Origin of the sequence: Wolbachia pipientis (assembly GCA_023052945.1) — a bacterium.
Taxonomy (GTDB): Bacteria; Pseudomonadota; Alphaproteobacteria; order Rickettsiales; family Anaplasmataceae; genus Wolbachia.
The window spans coordinates 261,468-281,099 of record CP095495.1 but is presented as its reverse complement, the minus strand read 5'-3'; the positions used below and the strand labels follow the sequence as shown (position 1 = coordinate 281,099).

Here is a 19,632-nt window from a genome sequence, read left to right as displayed (position 1 = left end):
TAGCTGTATAGAACTTCAGCTATACCCTATATTTTTCACATAAAATTAACAACTTATATTTTTTTACTAAGATATAGATTATGTTAATATGAAAATTCACACTTTTTTAGTAGAGATCATATTAATATTGAAACATATATTTGAAAATTAAATATGAAATGGAGGGTAAAATGCCTAATTATATGTCAATACAAAATAGTAAAACTAGAGTTATAAAGAACGAGTTACAAACAACAGGTAGGGTTAGAGCAAACGATCAATCTGTTGAAGACGTAAAGATCACAAATGATCATGCTTTTTACAAACTGATTTGTGAAAAACAAGCTCACAGGGATGTTTCAGTGGAGCAATTTAAGTTATTGTATAATGAAATTTCTGAGAAGATGATAAAAAAACCTTTTACCATTAAGGAAATAAATGACTTCTGCAAGGAAAAAGGTATTCCTTTGTTTACAACGGATGAATTGCTTACTCTTGTACCAAAGGAAGACACAAAATGTTATGTAAATTACGAAACAAATTCAGTAAAAACCCATGATCACGGATATATGGCTGATCAGATTAATATTAAAGCTTCATATATAAGGGCAGATTCAGTCAACCATCAAGATTGCCAAAATTACGTTGTGGATTCAGATGCGTATTATAAATTCATATACAAAAAGATGGTGGAAGGATCTATAAGAAGCTGGGTTCTTGAAAATCTTGATGGATCAAAGTCAAGCGAAGACAGTATGAGAGAATATTTGAAAAATAGTTCTTACGATCAGGAGCTTAAAGCTTGGCTAAGAGATAATCCAGAGGGAGATCTCAAGGGATGGCTAAGCGACCCGGCAAATAAAGGATATACAGATGTAGAATATCATGTGTTATATGAGAAAATCTCTGAAGAACTTGTGCATACTAGTATGAATATAGATCAAATTAAGGAGATATATAATAAATATAGTATAACACCTCCAACAGACAGTGAACTTGAAGGGATGAAAAAAGTTCAGGAAGAAACAAGGTCGAGTGAGCATTATGAACAAAAAACAGGTTTAACATTCCAAGGTAGAATAAATCTAAACGTTACAGATGATAGTGCTGAAAATGAGTTTAATTTAAACATTGATCTATTTCAGGACAAAAATTTTGAAGATTTTATTGATCAGAACAACGATGGTGTTATCAACAATGAAGGTCTTCTAAAATCATTGGAAGACACTGTCAAAACATTCAATGAAGTCTTCGGAATAAAAAAAGATAACAATCCGCTATTGATGCATGGAAACGTTGCTAATTTTAGATTGTTTCTGTTTGAAAATAAGGAGAGCTATCAGAAATATTTAAGTGGCGGTCATGACGTTCACATACCAGGTGGTGGTGCAGCAGAATCCTCTGACAATAACTATATCAGTAATATGTACTCTCATGCTGAAAACGCTAGGAATAATGGTGACTTCACCCATGATGGAAAAATCGATCATAACGATTATAATTATGTTATTAAGCATGAGTTTGTTCATGCGTTAACGTTCTATTTAACTTCTAAGCTCGATCTTGGCAAGGTTTTAATGGAAGGGTTAGCAGAATATGTTACACACCTAACAGAAGGAGAAAAACCGGCTGATTTTGCAAAACTTGTTAGTGAGGAATACAAGGAACATACTCTAGAGGAAATAGTTAAAGGAGCCATTGATCCTTATCAAACAGGTGCAGCAGTTATTGCATATATCGAAGAAACTTATCCAAATTTCATTGATAATTTGCTTTATGCAGCAACAGAAGATAGGAAAACTCTGAATGGTCGCTTTTATTTTAAGGAAATGATGCAGAAGATCTACCAAAGCGAAGCAGAAAAAATTCAAAACGGGAAAGGTTTTTCCAATTGGGTAAAAACTAACTCAAGCACTGAGGATAACACTATTGAGTCTGATCATATTCAATCTGATCAACCAGTAGTAGATCACGAAGAAGATGAAGTGCAGTCAAAAGAGCAAGTAAATGAAGACAGAGCTACCACTGGTTCATTTCGTGGTTTGGAAGCACCTAAAAAACCAGTAATACATGAGCACAATGAAGAAAAAATTATTCTAAAAGACACAATCTTGAAAATAGAAAAGAGCTATGATCAAGGTTCAGAAGGAAAGCACAAGGCAAATGTAGTCATAGATTATCATGATGTAAAAGACTTGTATGATAGAGCGGAAGGAGCAGAGCAGCAATCTGTATTAAAATTTTGGCACAAATTGGCTGAATCAAATTATAAGGTTGGTGCTTTGCCCGAAGACAAATATTACTTTAAAGATGGCAAATTTGTAATTCGCGATAGTGATGCGGGAAAATGTATATTATTACCTGCGGATAAGGTATCTATTAAGATAGTGAAGGATGGCAATCATTATGATCTAGCTATATCTAATAATGATAATGGTAAAGTGATAAGTAGCATTAGTAAGATAGGTGACTTAAACTATGGGTTGCTGTCAGGTACAAATGAGGTCAGCCTAGAAACACAAGATAGCACTATATTTTTAGGTCAACATAATGAATATAACTCTTATCTGGAAAATGGCTTTGTGAAAATGTTCGATTGCGCAAGCGACCACATTTATCACGACCACAACTCGGCCTACATCTAATACAGGGAAGCAAGTATAGCTGACCCAAGCAACACGTCATACCGCGATTCATTCGCGGTATCTCTTAGCCGCTAACAAGTAGCGGGATGACGATTGTCAGGGTGTCATTCCAGTTCCCTCTCCTGTCATCCCAGTGTCAAGCACTGGGATGACAGGAGAGGGAACTGGAATGACAAGAGAAGAATTCTGAAACGACAAACCTCAAAAAAAACTTATGTAAAATCTAGCATTAACGAAAATTATACTTTTTTCATGCATATTATGGTTTTTATAATTAACGGAGAGTGTGATATGGCGTTAAGTGATTCTTTGAAGAATAAGACAGAACAACAGCTCGTAGACGACGATGCTTTTATAAATGCTCTAGTAGGAAAGCTTAAAGCAGGGGCTGATGATAATGGTGTTTATACTAAAAAAGGTGTGAATGATGAGTTAGGAAAGAAAGCTGATACAACTGCTCTAGCTACTAAAGTTGAAAAGACTTACGTCGATACTGAGTTAGGAAAGAAAGCTGATACAACTGCTCTAGCTACTAAAGTTGAAAAGACTTACGTCGACACTGAGCTAGGAAAGAAAGCTGATACAACTGCTCTAGCTACTAAAGCTGATAAGACTTACGTCGATACTGAGTTAGGAAAGAAAGCTAATTCAGCTGACTTAGCAGCTAAAGCTAATACTGCTGATGTTTACACTAAAAAAAATGTAGATGATGAGTTGGCAAAAAAAGCTGACACAGCCGCTCTAGCTGACAAAGCTGATAAGACTTACGTCGATACTGAGTTAGGAAAGAAAGCTAATTCAGCTGATTTAGCAGCCAAAGCTAATGCTGCGGATGTTTATACTAAAGCAACTGCAGATATTGCGTTTGCTAAAATTGATGGTTCCAATGCAACTGATCCTGGTGTAACTGCTATGTTAGGCAAACTTATAGATGCAAATAAAGTTCTTAAGGTTGATGGCTCTAATGCAACTGATCCTGGTGTAACTGCTATGTTAGGCAAACTCACAGACAAAGTTGTTAAAACTTCAGAACTTTCAGCAAAAGCAGCAGAAAAAGAGGTTGTTGAAGCCATATTTGATGCAATAGATGGCGGTAACAAAATCTCTGAAACCAAAATAGGTACTACTTTTGCTAAGAAAAATGCTTCCAACCTTACAGATGCAGCAAACAAAAAAGCTTTCGCGGAAGCTATACTTCCTGCAAAAGATGGCAACAAATCAATTCTAGTGGATAAATTAGAAGGATTTCTTGCTGAAAATGCCAAAGCGTATAGTAATACTACAAAGACAGCAAAGGAGTTATTAGTCCCATCAGCTGCTGATTTATTACAAGATCATGATTTTAAACAGGGTATTGATCAAAGTATAAAAGAGATGGCTGTCTCAAGTAATTCAGATTCCCAAAAAAACGTGAGAGAAGTAATGTCACAACCGCATTTTGATATTCCAGCAAGTGATGATGCTGCACTTAATTGGACTTGGTAATACAGCAAGTAGTCACGCTACTTGGATGACGTCATACGGTCCTCGGATGACAAAAAAAGGAGCACTGGAATGACACCTGTAGCCCTACGTCATACCGCGAATGAATCGCGGTATCTCTTAACATAAGACCTGCTGCGAATCAAGCGATAAAAAAAAGGAAAGGAGGGTGACTAAAATCAAGGTTAACTAAAAGGCGTGCTTAAGATTTACAATACCAGCAATAATATTGAACCTCAGGTGTAAAAGATAAGACTTAATCTGACAGACAAGAATTAACTGACAGAAGAATTGAGGTAGTTAAAACTAATATCAGTCTCTTGTTTAATGCTACTAATATTTTTCTGAAAAGCAATATGTTTGCTATCAAGAAAAGTCTGCATAGGTGTTTTTCCATAGCAGTACTTACCAGAGTGAGGTCTTGTATCATTATAAGAATGCAACCAACAATCAACATCAATCTGTAGATCTTCCAAAGAATTGTAGATTTTCTTTCTAAAGATAATATTGTAACACTCATCTTGCATAGTTCTATGAAATCTTTCACATATGCCATTAGTTTGTGGAGAGTTGGCTTTGGTTCTAGAATGGTCGATATTTTCGATTCCCAAATATAGCTGATAAGCGTGATTTTCTGGCTTGCCACAATATTCCGTACCCCTATCAGTTAGAATGCGTAATAATGGAATTTTCTGCTCATCAAAAAATGGAATAACCCTATCATTGAGAAGATCTTCAGCTGTAATAGCTGTTCTGTCCGTGTAAAGTTTAACCATTGCAACCCTGGAATAAGTGTCAACAAAAGTCTGCTGATAAATTCGCCCTATACCTTTGATATTGCCCACATAATAGGTATCTTGAGAACCCAAATAACCTGGATGTTGCGTCTCAATTTCACCATGAGCTTCCTTTTGTTCTTTCATTTTTTCTAAAGCTGCAAGTTGTTCTTCAGTTAAAATGATTCCGTCTTGAGCTACTTTTGTCTCTAGTGCTTTAAGTCTCTTTTTGAGAGTTTCAAGGTCATTTCTTAGCCATACAGACCTTACTCCTCCCTGAGAAATTATTATACCTCTTTTTCTCAGTTCATTTGCAGCTCTTTCTTGCCCATATGCTGGAAATTCTGTTGCTATACCAATCACTGTTCTTTCTATATTATCGGAAACTCTGTTCGCTAATAGCGGTTTTTTCTTACTTATTTCATGTAATGCTCCCTCTCCTCCATTTTCATATAACTCCTTAAATCGATAAAATGTATCTCTTGAGTATCCCATCACTTTACATGCTTGAGATACATTTCCTAGTTGTTTTGCTAGTTCTAATAACCCTAGCTTTGGTTTAGTATTTTTGTTTGTATTGTACTCATTTCTAACACTCCTTTCTTTTATTATTTTATAACTTGCTTTTTTAAAGTGTCAGATCAAGTCTTATTTAATACAACTAATGGCATATGTGAAAGATTTCATAGAACTATGCAAGATGAGTGTTACAATATTATCTTTAGAAAGAAAATCTACAATTCTTTGGAAGATCTACAGATTGATGTTGATTGTTGGTTGCATTCTTATAATGATACAAGACCTCACTCTGGTAAGTACTGCTATGGAAAAACACCTATGCAGACTTTTCTTGATAGCAAACATATTGCTTTTCAGAAAAATATTAGTAGCATTAAACAAGAGACTGATATTAGTTTTAACTACCTCAATTCTTCTGTCAGTTAATTCTTGTCTATCAGATTAAGTCTTATCTTTTACACCTGAGGTTCAATATTATTGCTGGTATTGTAAATCTTAAGCACGCCTTTTAGTTAACCTTGATTTTAGTCACCCTCCTTTCCTTTTTTTTATCGCTTGATTCGCAGCAGGTCTATGGTTATTCGTTAATGCCTGGGTCATCCAAAAATGTCCACATCATTGGCTCGGATTTTATAATACCCTTTACCGTTCGTGAAGCTCCTTTTGCTTCAAGTATATAAGATATTTTTATCATGCAGTACTGTTCGTAATTCTTTGGCTTAACTTTGAAATACTAATTTCATTTTCTGATAAAGCGTTTTTTAATGCAAACAATCCATTAGCTGCATCTTTTAAACAATGGCCAAGTCTCATTACTTCACTATTCCAACTATGAGATAACCTCTCGAAATTTCTCAATAAGTGAGCCCAACAAATTTGTCGTTTTTCATCACTGAAGTGGTTGTAAACTGCATATCTGTCGGTAATTACCAGGTTTTTGTAATCACAAAAGGGAGTGTTAAATAAACTATACGCGTCAAGTTAAGAAGTTGTAAGCAAGTTTAGGGAAGTTAAAGTAGATAACCTGGTCTTCCTATACCTGTCCTTTATAGAAAATTGTGACCAGTCTGTGGTAAGTTTTTTCAGAAAAATTCTCAGGTTATTAATTTTACTATTTAACGCTAAAAACAACTCCCTAATCCTTCTTTTTAGTTCAATGAAGGCCTTTGTTAAACTCAGCTCTGTATTCTCTTTCAGCTTTGTACAGCCAAATATTCCATGAAATATAAGAATTGCACACAATTTAGCATATAGCCCACATAATACTCTGTATGACTTTCCTTTAAGTTCATCAAGCCTGATGTGACTCTTATACAATTTAAATAATAATTCAATCTGCCACCTTACTCTGTAAATTGTTAAGACCTGCTCAGCGCTAATTTTACTTTCTGGAACATTAGTTATGAATATCGACCAATCCAGCAATTTTTGATTCTTTTGAGAAGATGTGTATCCATGTGACTTTGCTAACTTATTAGCCCTTCTTCTTCTGATTATAGACTGTTCTTCAGTTAATTTTTGACATATAATTCTGGCTTTAATTTTTACTTCTTTCCCTAATAGCACTTCCCTTTCTAGAAAGGATTGACCTTCTAAACATTCCAATAACTCTATTTTTTGATTTGTTTCGATGTCATATGTGTTTGTATCAGATTTATAACGGCTAACAAAATAAGCTCCAGCTTCATCAATTTGTTTAAAAGAAGCTGGCACGAAGTAGCCCAGGTCTGATATTAACAGATCATTAGTTGATATATTGCTTAAATGGCTTCTATAGCCCTGATCTGACCTTATTCCTTCCGTAAGATTAAGTTGATCCAGCGTCTGGTTTAAGTAGTCAAAAAGTATCTGTAATTTTATTCTAGACTTAGCATTGCTTTCATAATCACTATAGCTAGTGCCGTATCCTTTGTACATATTTTCCATATTATTAGGCAAGCTAATGTAGCTACTGTCCAATAATTTGACGCTTTTGAATTGCTTTAAAATTTTACAATCAATTTGTAAGCTATTCCTAAATATTAATAAGGATTCATTATACATTCTTCTCATAAATTCTACTGCTTCTTCAGCAAATCTCCAATCTAAACCCTGTTTTGTTATTTTTATTGAGTCTTCGTTGAGTAACTGACACATCGTTTCTATGCTGCAATTATCAACTCCTATATTACCAAAAACTATTGCTTTTATAAACGACGATCCTCTAAGCTTTCTTTTCCTTTTTATAAAACCTACCTCATCTGATATTTCATCTGCCTTTTCATTGAAGAATTCTTTGAGTTTTTTTGACAAGCACGCTATTCTGTCCATTGTAAGTTCTCTCTATTAAGCTATCCAAGAGAACTTATACCCTATTTTTCCTTCTCTCTGCTAATTTTCCTCTCACTTTTCCTTAACTTGACGCGTATGGGCATTAACGAATAACCATAGACCTGCTGCGAATCAAGCGATAAAAAAAAGGAAAGGAGGGTGACTAAAATCAAGGTTAACTAAAAGGCGTGCTTAAGATTTACAATACCAGCAATAATATTGAACCTCAGGTTATATTTTTTCTGAAAATTGCGATAAACATTCGACATAATCTTAAATATCTTTATCTCTCGGATCTTGTTTTCTACTCTCATTCTAAATGATGCTAATCTTCTATTATGCTCTGGAGTTAATGGCTTTTTACGATACTTTTTATATGGAATTATAACATTGCTTTGCAATTTTTGCCAACCTTGATATCCAGAATCGGCATGTTTTATGCTATCAAGTGGTAAATATTTTTCTTGTTTCCTTATGCGGAAATCACTAATTCTACCACGGTATGACTTTGACACTGATAAAATTCTTCCTCCTTCTTCGATAATAATCTCAGTTTTCATAGTGTTGGTTCTTTTTTTCCTGAATATGATTTCTTCCGTTTTTTACTATCTTCTGGTCTCTGTATTTGCTGTTCTGTAACATCAGCCAAAATCTTCAGTATTTTTTCTGGCGTCATACTTCTATCTTTTGTTATAGTCACTTTTTTGGCGAGTAATGGCTCTATTCTCTTAAGTAACCTACATACATTTGCGTTGTGTACATTGAATAGGCATCCTAAAAATCTATGTGTTATGTAAGTGCGATAGTACAAAATTACGCAAAACAACTTATCTTCCAGAGTTGGTAGTTTTGATCTTCTACCATGACACTTTTTCTGTTTTTCCCATCCAGACCTCACTTTTTCCACTACTTTTTCGAACTTCTCTATAGTTAAACCTGTTATATTACGAAAGTTTCTTGGGTATTTTTTCATATTATAGTAACTAAAGCTCATTTTTTTTCCTTACTTGATCTGCTTATTCTTCTTCTACCTCTCTCACATCATTTTTTCAATCACCTTTTTCAGCAGGTCTATACTCGAAAACTTTTCAGAAACTCCACTGTATTGGAAAAAATAGTTTCACACGAACAAGAAAACTTCCTTTTACGACAGTATTTTCTATGATTTTAAAGTTAATTAAGAAAAGTTTAGGAATAGAATGTGAGCTTATGGATCCATTGACTTGTACCCTCAAAGCAAGCTTTTTCTAAAGCAAGATATAAGATTTGTCATATAGGTTTTAAAGAATTTAAGCATCCAAACAGCCTATCAAGATGAGCCTGAGTTGGAGAGGCTATAGGCTTATTGCAGCAGATGGTTCTGGTATTCGATTACCGAGCTCTGAAGAAATTGTATCCGAGTTTGAACCAAATGGAACAACAGGTATAATGCCACCATTAGCAATTTGTTTGTTGATTTATGTACTTCGCTGATTTGCAGTGCTCGCCTTGCGGCTTGGAATGTGGGTGAGCAAACGTTAGCAGAAGAACAATTACCTGAAGTCGTTACTCAAATGCGTTCATTAAATCAAGATAGATTATTATTTATCTACGACCGTCTTCATTAAAATTCATTCAGCAGCATTATGAATTGAAAGTAGACTTTATTTTTCGCTTGCAAAAAAGAAATTATAGCAAGCTATGGAAACGAATTTCATCTGATGAATTAGATTTTGATTTTATACTAGAAAATAAAAAGCTAGAAAATAAAATGAAAGGACAAAAAGTCAGGGCTTACATTAGCCAATAGAGAAACAGAAGTGCTGATTACCTCACTTTTTGACCGAGAAAAATTTACTTTGGAAGATATCAGCAAAGCTTATGTATTAAGGTGGCACATAGGGGAAACGACTCAAAATAGGTGCAGAATTAGAGAATTTTTCTGGAGTAAATTTAGAGGCTGTATTACAAGAATTTTGGGCGAACTTAGTTATGTGCAATATATTGTCGCTTCATATGTGTGATGCACAAGGGCCTTGGAACCCAGATCAAATCGCTGAATATCGTTTAAATTTTTCAGTTTTATTTGGTGTAATGAGACAGAAACTCTATCAAGTGCTGGTCGGAAATTGTTCGCCAAAAGATTTTCAAGCTCTTTTTGATAGAGCAAGTATACGTGCTAAAGTTAACAGGAAGATTGTATAGCCGCAATAAAGTAGATAAGCCTAAACGCCATCATGTCTTTAGGAGAGTTTGCTGATGGAGGCTCTTAAGTTGACGCCATTGCCTGAACGGATACATGTTATCAGTTTAGAATGAAGTTAAGGTTTTGGCTTCTTCTCCAAACTCTGCTGAAAATTTTCGATAATTCTCTTGCTGTAAAAGCAGATCATGTGTTACTATAATTGTTGTAGGTTTAGTGACTTTCAGCGTATCTTCAATTTCTTGCACAGTTTTAGGTGTTTTAACATCTACAGTAAATGCACCATCTATCATTTTCTTAGCTTGTTCAACTAAATTACCATTTGGCACTGCAACTAAATGGTGATATCCTGCTTGAGCTAGCGTATGACTCCACAATCCAATATCATAAGTCTTGCCAAACCCAGTTTCTGCATCAATCATAGTATTACAGTTAGTGATGGAAGAACTTTCTAGATGCTTTAGCATCTCTTCAACAACAGGTTTACGACGTTCTACTATTATAGATTCTTTGTCACTGAAGAGCTTTATAGATTCACCTTGTAGTTTACTATTGACTTTCTTTAAATGAGGGATAAGCTCTTTTGCTTGATCAATAATACATTGATTCATGTCTTTCCACTATTGATGTATTCCATAATACATTATATTAATAGAATTACAACAAATATTTTTAGGTGTTTTATGCCTTATAGACAAAAAAGTCAACATTAGTTATCATCTTAATATGAACGACAATCTGGTATGCCTCGGAATGATTACCTCTCCTCACGGAATTAAAGGAGCTGTTAAATTAAAAACTTTTACCGAAAAACCTGAAAATATCTCCTTATATGGTGAGCTAATAAGTGGTGATGAGAATTATAAAATAGACTTAGTATCCGTCATAGGTGATAATCTAGTAATAGCTACAATCAGCGGAGTAAATTCCCGTAATGAAGCAGAGCTTTTAAGGAATAAGAAGCTGTATATAGAAAGAAGTAAGCTACCGAAGCTAAATGATGAGAATGAATTTTATCAAAGTGACCTTGTAGATATGGAAGTAAGGCTGGAAAGTAATGAATTATATGGCCATGTAAAATCTATATATAATTTCGGCTCAGGGGATATATTAGAAATTTTGGTTATCAGCACAAAAAAACGCATTATGCTATCTTTCACTAAAGAGATATTTCCACATATAAATATAAGGGGAAGGTATATAGTATTAAATATGCCGAAATTTATTGACTAATAAAGGCTTTGATATTTATATAAAGTTATTTATAATTGTAAGATCGAGCTGAAAATGTAATTATGGCAGAAAGAGCTAACGATATCAGACCAGGTCAGGTGTTGGAACATAACGGCGGATTGTTTTTGGTTGTAGGTATTATGCATACTCAACCTGGTAAAGGTGGTGCATACATACAAGCCGAAATGAAAAACATTAAAACCGGAGCAAAACACTATGAAAGATTTCGCTCTGACGCAACAATCAGAAGGGCAATTTTAGATGAAGAGGAGTATGTTTACCTTTTCACTGAAGGAAACATTGTAAATCTTATGCATCCAAGTAATTACGAGCAAATCACTATAAATTTGGACTTATTGGGAGAAAAAAAGATTTATCTACAGGATAATATGAAAGTTAAAATAGTAACTTATCAAGACAAAATAATTTCTGCGCATGTGCCTGACTACGTCACATTAATTGTAAAAGAAACAGAGTCCGTTATTAAAGGCCAAACTGCCACTGCTTCTTATAAGCCTGCAATTTTAGAAAACGGAATGCGCGTTAACGTACCTCAGTTTATAAAAGAAGAGGATAAAATTGTAGTATATACTCCAGATGACAGCTATTATGAAAGAGTGAAAGAGTAAAAGGAAGAATGTCCATCTCATCACCACGAATTAATGTGATGCTTGATTCTGTGCGTAGTGCTTCCAGGCAGCTTATGCGCGATTTTAATGAATTGCAAATTTCTAATGTTAAATCAGCAGACTTCATTAATAAAACTTATTCAAAATCCAAGCAAACCATATACGATTGCTTGCACGACTACAAACGAGACTATGGGTTTATTTCCGAAGATGATACTGACCAAGAAATAAAAGATAACGGTTACACTTGGTTTATTATGCCTATAGAGGGCAGGGAGAACTTTTCTAGTTGCATGGTTTATTTTGCAGTATCAGTCTGTCTCATTCATCAAAATAAAGTTGTGGCAGCTGTAATTGATGCTCCGGCTCTTAGAGAAACTTTTTGGGCAGAAGAAAGGAAAGGTGCTTTTCTTGAGGATTTTAGATCTCGTCATATAAAAATGCGGGTGAAAAGCCGTGAAGGGGGTCTAATAGATGTAAGTGGTAATTTATTAAATAAATTGCTGCCTGGCAATAGTAATATACGCTCCATCGGTTCAACAATTTTAGGCTTTGCGTACCTTGCAGCAGGAAGGCACAGAGGAGCAGTTTACTCTGGAGTTAACAAATATAAAGCCTTGCTCGGTAGACTTTTTCTGCAAGAAAGCGGTGGAAGGCTAACGGAAGACAACGGATTGATTATTGCTGGCGATATTAAATTAGGATAAACAGGCTACAGAGATAGACAACTTTTCGAAAACTTTTACAAGAGATTCTGTTAAATGTTTTATCATTTCATCAGTATGATAAGGTGTAGGGGTAATACGGAAACGCTCAGTTCCTCTTGGCACTGTTGGATAATTTATATGTTGAACATATATTCCATACTCATCAAATAATAATTTTGATGCTTTTTTGGATAACTCTGGGTCGCCAATTATTATTGGAATTATATGAGTTTCTGTTGGAATGAAGTTAATTCCTGTATTTCTCAGTGAGTTTTTTACTTTTTCAACGACTTGCTTTTGCTTTTCCCTTTCAATATTGCTCGACTTTAGATGTTCAACGCTTGCCTTTGCTGCCGCTGCTAAAACAGGCGACATAGCAGTGGTAAAAATAAATCCTGGAGCGGAACTTCTTATTACATCTACCAAGCTCTTTGAAGACGCGATATACCCACCCATAACTCCAAAAGCCTTCGATAGTGTACCTTGAATGACGGTTATTCTATCCATCAGGCCTTCTCTTTCTGCAATTCCGCCACCATGTGAACCATACATGCCAACTGCATGCACCTCATCCAAATAGGTGATTGCATTATGTTGATCTGCAAGATCGCATATCGCTTCAAGTGGCGCTATATCGCCATCCATTGAATATACGGATTCAAGTGCTATTATCTTTGGTGTTTTTGTGTCTATGGACTTTAACAACTGCTCTAAGTGATCAACATCATTGTGTTTAAATATATGTTTTGGTCTTTTTCCTGATTTTATGCCTTCTATCATTGAAGAATGGTTCTTCTCGTCTGAAAAAATTACTACATTTGGGATAATAGACGATAAAGTGCTAAGTGTTGTCTGGTTAGCGAGGTAGCCACAAGCAAAAGTTAAAGCAGCCTCTTTTTTATGTAAACAAGCTAAGGATTTTTCAAGTTCGACAACCTCTTTTGTTGTACCAGATATATTTCTCGTTCCTCCAGCACCAACTGATGAATTTTGAATAGCGGCAATGACGCTCTCATTCTGCGACATTCTCAGATAATTATTACTGCACCAAACAATTACTTCTCTATTTCTTTCGTAGTCCATAATGTGGGGGAGCCTACCTGGCAATGACGCAAAGTGCGTAAATTCACGGTAGCGCCCCTCATCTTTTATATCTTTGATTTTGTTTAAGAATATTTCTTCGTAGTTTACCAAGTTTTTATTCGCTAATAATTAATACAATTATAATAAATTATTAAATGGTAAACTACAATATTTATTCCTTAGTTTACTGTTTGTTGTGCAGCAAACTCATCACCTGTAAGCTTAGTAACATTCTTACTTTCAACCGAGCTTTTAGGTGTGCAGCAGTATATAACTGCAGCAGCAACCAGACAACAAGCTCCAACTGCTATTCCCACTGCTAACATTTCCAAGTAAACTGCAACAGCCACCCCTAAAATAATACCAGCTATTGCAAGTGCAGAAGCAGCTACAACATACCTCTTTGTATTTTGTGTTGCAGTAATACTTCCATTTCCTGGATTATTAGGCAGCTTGCCATTGGTTTGAGTATCATCTTCTTGTTCAGGGATTTCGTTAGTTGATGTAGGTACTGGATCTCCTAGAAGACTATTGTCATCATCACTTGAAAAATCTATTAAATCTTTTTCTAGCGCATCATCTTGGTGCTCTTCAGGCACGGCTTTATCATGTTCACCATCATTTTGGCTGCCTTGTGTAATTACTACAGACTCTTCTTCATCACTTCTAGATGTTAAAACATCCCCACTTACAGGACTTGATACTGGAGTTAGATCATCGCCATTTATATTATCAGACTGCTCATCATTGACTTTAGCTTCCTTAGTGGCAATTGAAGACACTTCTTCAAATGGAGAGCCGCTACCTGAAGAAGCCCCAGCAGACTTATCACTTTCAAGCCTAGAATAATCATCATCCTCAGAACTCAGTGAATTTGGTTGATTGCCTTCACTTTCTTTAGGCTCTATTACAGGAGCTTCGTGACTGCTTGTAGTAGCACCAATACTTTCTACACTATTGTCCACTGGTGATGCAGCAATGCTCTTGAACTCTTTTGCAAGAAATTCTCTAATTTTTTTAATCTTATCTAGAGACTTTTTATCTTTCTTCCCAACTTTCGTCTTGTTAGCTTTCTTCAAAGCCCTATTAATGATTCGTTCTACATCATTGTCCTCTTGCTTTACCTGTTCTACTAAAGACTCTACTTTTTCATAATCAAGATCGAAGATAGCATGAGACAACGCTTCTTCTATGGTTTTTGTATTTTGGTCACTACTGTGCATTTTACCCTCCTCACAATCATTACCTATAGCTTCTTCTATTGAAGCCTTTTCATTATTCATAATATTTTCTCGTCTGTCCACATTTTCTTGTGGTTGTTGATTTTTAGGTGCTGGATTTTGTGATTGATTGTTATTTTCTTCATCCACCACCTGATTTGAAGTTGCAGTTTCACCTATCATAGCTGAGGTATCTTCTACATTCACAATAGGTGATACTACATTATCACTGTTGCTTCCTTTATTAACTTGTGTATCTGTTTGTGTCTGTATATTTGCTTTACTGGAAGTATTGATTAATTTACTACTTTCTAACAAACTTCTAATTAGATATAGATTATTCAAAGTATCCCTATTTTTTTGATACTCATTACGAGTCATACTTGGAAAAAGTTCCATACTTGTTTTTTCAAGCTGCTCTTCAACTACTGGCAAAGCTTTCTCAAATTCTTCCTTGCATATTGCCTGAAGAGCTGCAAATTTTAGGTCAACATGCTGACATAAGAGTACAACAACTTCATAACTAGCTTCTTTTATCGCATTTCTCAGTATATTTTGTACGATTTGCCTGAATACTTGCTGTTTATTATTGAGTATGCTTTGATAAATTTGAACATTGACTATAATGTCTTGACTTCCAGTATTAGACAACGCAATGAGAGTTGGTTCGTATGTGTTATCAAATTCGTTATTTTTAAGTTTATGATCAAGATAATTAATAACATCATTGCTGCACTCAGCACATTCTTTGCATAGGTGCTCAATAAATGCAATATTGCCAGCACCCAAAGCAGTTTTCAGAACTAAATCATAAATTTCTTTTCTGCCACGAGCTCCTATGTTTTTCAGGATTTGTTGCCTTAGTATTGTAATAACTTTATCACCTGCAAATGCTTGTTCATATACATCGTAAATGGCGTGATCTGCACTATTAGTGTATCGTTTGCACAAGTATTCAATGACAGATATGTGTTCTTGGCTTATCGCAGTTTCTAACAAGGTAGCAAAGCTCTTTTTTAATAATTCTTCTGTTGAGGCTTTTTTAGTTGGCTCATTAATATATCTTTCAAATGCACCTAGCACTATCGTGATGAATTCTTCATTTTTGATCAGAGACGCTGTTTCAAGCACACCATACAAAGGATCAGGTTTACTTGTTTTTAACACCTGTCCAAAATCTCTTAAAATGTATTCAACAAAAATTGCATTTAATAATTCTTGCTCTTTTCTTAGTGCTATAACTGAGAAAAAGTTAATCTTATTAGGTTCGACAAGTTGTATAGCTTGATTTTTTAATTTATCATAAACCCCATCGATACCATGGAATTTTTTTATAAAAGCTTCAATATATTTTTGACCACCAACAAGGAGAGGTAAAAGACTTAAATTTCCTTCAGTAAAAAATACATCCTGGTATTTTTCTGTCAGTTTGTTATTAGCTGCAATTGCGAGTAGCACAAATTCTTTTACTGAATAATGATAATCGAACTTCTCTTGATCAAATTTATATTGTGATAGTATATTTGAGTATATATGCCGGTTATTTTGTAAATCCAAATTAAGTTGTTGCTCACAAAAATCCTTGAAGTTTACAGTGTCTAGCGTAATAGACCTGCCTTTATAACCTTCAATATTTTGTATAATCTCGTCTAACCTTTCATAATTATCTTCTTTTACAGCTTGATTTAAGATATTTATTATTTCAGCAAAAGTTAAACTTTTAGGAATGATACCATATGAATCTTCATCTTTCGACTCTACAGTAAACGACCTGTCACAACCATCAGGAAAGTTTGCAAGTATTGCATTCTCTAAACTTAGATTTTCAGGGGGTGTGCTACATGGAGTAGCTGGTATCTCTTGACTTTCGCTATCTAAAACTTCAAACTCTTCCTCTCCTTCAATACCTGAATCTTCAGAATCTGGTTTTTCAAAACCATGCCAACTTTTGATTAATCTTTCAGAATTTGATTGGCCCTGTGAAGTTGCATCCTGTGATACAAAGTCTCTAAAATTGGAACCAAACATGTTTTACCCCTAATTAATAGCTAAGCTAAGTATAGCATTAAACAGAAATTTTGCCAAGCAAATTATTAAGTCTCTTAGCAAACAGACTTGCATCATCCATCTCTTCGCCCTCCACTATACAAGCTTGATAGAACAATAAGTGAATCATGTCCTCCAATGTTGGGTTTTCACCATTTTCAGCATGAGATTTCATTATATTTTTTATTACAGGATGTTTAGTGTTGATTTCCAGCACCTTTGGCGTGCGGTAATTTAGCTGCTTTTGTTCGCGCAAGAAACGCTCCATGCGAAGATCCATAGCACCTTCATCAACCGCTAGGCATACGGGACTATCAGTCAATTTTTTGGAGATTTTTACGCTTTTTACTGAATCTCCGAGCACTGTGGTGAAATATTGCATTATAGAATCTGTATTTTCCCCAGTCTTTTCTTCATCTTGCTTATTTTCTTCATCTTTTTTATCTTCTTCTGAAGAGAATTTTTCCAGATCAACATCAGCGCGAGTCACAGACTTGAATTTTTGATCTTTATATTCATGAATTACACTGGTCCAGAAATCATCAACTGGATCAACAAATAGGAGCACTTCTAGTCCTTTACTGACGAACCCCTCAAGTTGCGGACTGTTTTTCACTGAATCAAGGCTATTTCCGGTGAGATAATAGATATGTTCCTGTTCAGGCTTCATTATGCTTATATAGTCATCAATGCTGATCAACTTCTCATCACCGGTGCTATTAAATCTGCAAATTGAAAGCAGCGCTTCCCTCTCATCAGTTGGCATAGCTTCACAAAGACCTTCCTTTAAAACTGCACCAAAATTGGTCCAGAATTTTGTATATTCCTCTAAATTCTCTTTTGCTTTTTTACCAAGCTCTGATACCGCACGCTTAGTTAAAGATTTCCTAATCTGCTCAACAACGCGATTATTCTGCAGTGTTTCTCTGCTGATGTTGAGAGGCAAATCTGGTGAATCAACCACGCCTTTTAGAAAACGTAAATATTGTGGTATGATTTGTACATTATCTTCAGTGATAAACACTTTATTTACATATAACTTCACAGAGCAACGTCTATCTGGATGAAATAAATCAAAAGGTTTAATAGAGGGAACATAAAGCAAATTCGTATATTCTATTGCACCTTCATTTTTATTATGCAATATCATCCAAGGCTCACCACCAACATGCGCAACACTGCGGAAAAAATCGTTGTGCTCCTCCTGAGTAACGTCATTTTTTGGCTTAGTCCAAATTGCAGCCTTACTGTTTAACTTTTCACTTTTTCCTTCTTCGTCTATGAATTCAACAGGAAAATTTATATGATCAGAGTAAGTAGTGACAATGTTTTCAACACGAAATTTATCTAAAAACTCATTTTCTTCAGGATGTATAATGAGTGTAATTTTGGTTCCGCGAGGGACTTGATCATCTGATTTACTTATTGAATATTCTCCATCTCCCTTGGATTTCCAGACCCAAGACTCCTCCTCTCCAGCTTTTCTTGATTCTACTATTACTTCCGATGCAACCATAAAGCTTGAATAAAAACCAACACCAAACTTCCCAATCAGCTCCACAGCTTGGCTTGAATCCTTGCTATTTTTAATCGCATCTAAGAACTTTTGCGTACCAGAGCTTGCAATTGTACCAAGGTTATCTATTAAATCTTGTCTGTTCATTCCGATGCCATTATCAGTGATATATAGCTCGTTCTTATCTTTATTGGAGCTAATAGTGATTTTTAATTCATCACTCAAATCTAGCAAATTAGGATTTAGTTGAGATTCATAGCGCAATTTATCACATGCATCCGATGCATTTGATATTAATTCACGCAGAAAAATGTCTTTATTAGTATAAAGTGAATGAATCACTATATTCAGTACTTTCCCTACTTCAGCATCAAATTTTAAATTTTCAGTTTCTTGTACATTATGCATTTTGAGCTCCATTATTTGCCTACTACCCTAATAATTTAAGTATTGAATTACGATCTTTCAAGGTCACGTACACCAAAATTAATGTGGGTGTAGTTATTATGACATCCAATTTATGAGATCTCTTGCATAACAAACTTTTGGCAGCGCGTTGGATGAAACGAAAAAACTTACTTGACAAACCTTGCCAGCCCCCTTATCATGAAAGTGAAGCTATTTTATTTAACTTCGCAATCTCTGCAGCAGATTAAAATGACAAGAAAACTTGTATTTGGCGTACTATTGTTTAATTTTTTGCACTATGTGCACCGTATGTCTTTATAAAATTTCTAGGTTTTTACCTACATAAGCTGAAACGCGCTTATAAAGCGTTCAAGACATCACCCAACGTCAAATTTTAAAATAGAGAGTGTAATAACTAGCTACCACGGGTTTTCTATGCCTTTTTTTTCTGCCTAGTAAATTTCTTAAATATTAAAGCTAAGGTTAGTTGCCGTTTAAAAGCAGCTAAATTGCAGCGTTTAAGACTTAAAAAACGCCAATACTGAAAATAGACAATGACTAGGGCTTCTTTTGCCTTTTTTTTGTTTGGTGAATTTCTTAAATATTTATGGCTAAAGTAATTTAGACCTACCGACAACCGTCATCCCGCTACGTGTTAGCGGAATCTATGTTAAGAGATACCGCGGCGGTATGACGGTTAAGTAGGGTGTCATCCCAGTGCCCAGACACTGGGATCTCATTTCGTAACTTCATAGTATAAATTATTTCAAATTGTATCTATTTGCAAGTATATAAATATAATAATTTTGCATAAAAAATTAAATCCCAGTGTCACGCACTGGGATGACAAGAAAGAGGCTACTTAGATGACATCTTTCTTCTTGGTATAAATTACTT

Annotated in this window: 12 protein-coding genes and 3 pseudogenes; 7 read left to right on the top strand and 8 right to left on the bottom strand. The window is 35.0% G+C overall.

The window, feature by feature from the left end; all coding sequences use genetic code 11:
• Positions 1-182 precede the first annotated feature (182 nt).
• On the top strand, positions 183-2,624 hold the full coding sequence (locus tag MWH06_01285) for a hypothetical protein (protein ID UPA55318.1): 2,442 nt from the start codon (positions 183-185) through the stop codon (positions 2,622-2,624).
• 261 nt (positions 2,625-2,885) lie between these two features.
• Positions 2,886-4,109 carry a hypothetical protein gene (locus tag MWH06_01280; protein ID UPA55317.1) on the top strand — a complete coding sequence of 408 codons (1,224 nt, stop codon included), beginning with the start codon at positions 2,886-2,888 and terminating at the stop codon, positions 4,107-4,109.
• Positions 4,110-4,381: 272 nt separating this feature from the next.
• On the opposite strand, the gene MWH06_01275 is transcribed toward MWH06_01280, so the two are convergent.
• Positions 4,382-5,377 carry an IS481 family transposase gene (locus MWH06_01275; GenBank protein UPA55316.1) on the bottom strand — a complete coding sequence of 332 codons (996 nt, stop codon included), beginning with the start codon at positions 5,375-5,377 and terminating at the stop codon, positions 4,382-4,384.
• A gap of 165 nt (positions 5,378-5,542) precedes the next feature.
• Between MWH06_01275 and MWH06_01270 the strand changes: the two are divergent.
• Positions 5,543-5,827, top strand: a pseudogene (locus tag MWH06_01270) (integrase core domain-containing protein).
• Positions 5,828-6,091: 264 nt separating this feature from the next.
• On the opposite strand, the gene MWH06_01265 reads toward MWH06_01270, so the two are convergent.
• From MWH06_01265 to MWH06_01255, 3 genes and pseudogenes are all read right to left on the bottom strand, one after another.
• Positions 6,092-6,328 (bottom strand): transposase, encoded by a 237-nt coding sequence (locus tag MWH06_01265; GenBank protein UPA55712.1) that lies wholly within the window; start codon positions 6,326-6,328, stop codon positions 6,092-6,094.
• Positions 6,329-6,382: 54 nt separating this feature from the next.
• The gene (locus MWH06_01260) at positions 6,383-7,711 is read right to left on the bottom strand and encodes an IS4 family transposase (GenBank protein ID UPA55315.1); all 1,329 of its coding nucleotides are present in this window, start codon (positions 7,709-7,711) and stop codon (positions 6,383-6,385) included.
• 179 nt (positions 7,712-7,890) lie between these two features.
• Positions 7,891-8,705, bottom strand: a pseudogene (locus MWH06_01255) (transposase).
• 77 nt (positions 8,706-8,782) lie between these two features.
• Here MWH06_01255 and MWH06_01250 point away from each other — a divergent pair.
• A pseudogene (locus tag MWH06_01250) lies at positions 8,783-9,950 on the top strand (IS4 family transposase).
• A gap of 50 nt (positions 9,951-10,000) precedes the next feature.
• Here the strand turns inward: MWH06_01250 and MWH06_01245 are convergent.
• Complete coding sequence (locus tag MWH06_01245) at positions 10,001-10,504, bottom strand: hypothetical protein (GenBank protein UPA55314.1); 504 nt, start codon at positions 10,502-10,504, stop codon at positions 10,001-10,003.
• A 115-nt stretch (positions 10,505-10,619) separates the two neighbouring features.
• Between MWH06_01245 and rimM the strand changes: the two genes are divergently transcribed.
• From rimM to MWH06_01230, 3 genes are all read left to right on the top strand, one after another.
• Entirely contained in the window at positions 10,620-11,126 is a 507-nt protein-coding gene (gene rimM, locus MWH06_01240) for a ribosome maturation factor RimM (GenBank protein ID UPA55313.1), read from the top strand.
• A gap of 62 nt (positions 11,127-11,188) precedes the next feature.
• Entirely contained in the window at positions 11,189-11,755 is a 567-nt protein-coding gene (efp, locus tag MWH06_01235; protein ID UPA55312.1) for an elongation factor P, read from the top strand.
• A gap of 8 nt (positions 11,756-11,763) precedes the next feature.
• A complete protein-coding gene (locus MWH06_01230) occupies positions 11,764-12,462 on the top strand; it encodes an inositol monophosphatase family protein (protein ID UPA55311.1) in 699 nt (232 codons plus the stop codon).
• Here the strand turns inward: MWH06_01230 and hemA are convergent.
• From hemA to htpG, 3 genes are all read right to left on the bottom strand, one after another.
• The gene (hemA, locus tag MWH06_01225; GenBank protein UPA55310.1) at positions 12,454-13,656 is read right to left on the bottom strand and encodes a 5-aminolevulinate synthase; all 1,203 of its coding nucleotides are present in this window, start codon (positions 13,654-13,656) and stop codon (positions 12,454-12,456) included. The two genes, MWH06_01230 and hemA, sit on opposite strands and share 9 nt — an antisense overlap.
• Positions 13,657-13,724: 68 nt before the next feature.
• Positions 13,725-16,793 carry a hypothetical protein gene (locus MWH06_01220; protein ID UPA55309.1) on the bottom strand — a complete coding sequence of 1,023 codons (3,069 nt, stop codon included), beginning with the start codon at positions 16,791-16,793 and terminating at the stop codon, positions 13,725-13,727.
• A gap of 37 nt (positions 16,794-16,830) precedes the next feature.
• Positions 16,831-18,735: a molecular chaperone HtpG gene (htpG, locus tag MWH06_01215; GenBank protein UPA55308.1), complete on the bottom strand. Its 1,905-nt coding sequence runs from the start codon at positions 18,733-18,735 to the stop codon at positions 16,831-16,833.
• Between the last annotated feature and the right edge of the window lie 897 nt (positions 18,736-19,632).